Source organism: Leisingera sp. F5 (assembly GCF_001593695.1).
On record NZ_LUKH01001320.1, the window covers coordinates 1 to 1,115 of the forward strand.

General features: G+C 60.5%; 2 protein-coding genes and 1 pseudogene. All 3 read right to left on the bottom strand.

The features are described from left to right. Positions 1-173: pseudogene (locus A2I95_RS41095) on the bottom strand (transcriptional regulator NrdR); the annotation flags it as partial. Between the two features lie 122 nt (positions 174-295). Then, on the bottom strand, positions 296-712 hold the full coding sequence (locus tag A2I95_RS41100; RefSeq protein WP_027259688.1) for a secondary thiamine-phosphate synthase enzyme YjbQ: 417 nt from the start codon (positions 710-712) through the stop codon (positions 296-298). A 60-nt stretch (positions 713-772) separates the two neighbouring features. After that, the coding region (locus tag A2I95_RS41105; protein ID WP_291738040.1) for a hypothetical protein at positions 773-1,115 on the bottom strand (343 nt) is incomplete at its 5' end.

A 1,115-nucleotide genomic window follows, 5' to 3' on the forward strand; every position in this document is an offset into this window, starting at 1 on the left:
CGCTTGCCGCTGGTCTTAATCACCACCAGATCGCGCAGCTGCACCCGTTCGTAGGTGGTGAAACGGCCGCCGCAAGCCGGGCAGAACCGGCGCCGCCGGATCGAAACATGATCTTCGGCAGGACGTGAATCCTTGACCTGAGTGTCGATATTTCCGCAAAATGGGCAGCGCATCCGCCTGCTCCCTCAATCCTGTCAGCCTATTGTTTGTGCCGGTGTTTACCCGGTTATCCACAACTATAGGCTACCCTCCAGAATTTGGGTAGAGGTGATTTATAGCCGCTAGATAAAGAGGGTCAGGCCAGACGCGCAGCCACATGCCGCTGGTGCGGACGATCGCGGTGTTCAAACAGGTAGATACCTTGCCAAGTGCCCAGCACCGGCGCGCCGCGGCTGACAGGGATTGACAGGCTTACCGGCATCATCGCCGCTTTGATATGGGCGGGCATGTCGTCCGGCCCCTCATAGGTGTGGCGCAGATAGGCCATTGCAGGATCCGTGGAAGGCGGCACCAGGCGCGCAAAGAAGCCCCGAAGGTCGGTCTGCACCTCGGGGTCAGCATTTTCCTGGATCAGCAAAGAACAGGACGTATGGCGGACAAACAGGGTCAGCAGCCCATCCTGCAGACCGGACCCGGAAACCCAGGCCCGCACGCCGCGGGTAAACTCATAAAGCCCCTGCCCGCGCGTCGGAATGGTGAATTCATGCTTCATGCAGATCTATTGGCTGAACACAGCCCGGCCAGCAACAGGGTCAGCTAGTGAACCTGGAAATTAGGGCAACCAGCGGTCCCGCCCGGGCAGCCGGTCATAACAATAGGTTTGCGCAGCCGTCACATGCAGATTGTCACCTGCCTCGCGCACATTAAGCGACAGGCTGGAGGATCGGTCAGAAACACCAGGCGGCAGGCCAAAGGCAAATTGCACCGATTTGCGCCCCGGCCGGTTGACCGAAGGCCCGACCCCGCGCCAGACATAGATGCGCTGGTTCACCGGCGCCCGCAGCTGGCGGATCGCAAAATCGCCGATACCGCACCAATAATCCTGTGCGCCGGTCCCGACCCGGGCAACCACTTCCCAGACGCCTTCGGACACTGGCAGCACTTCATGGCGGTTG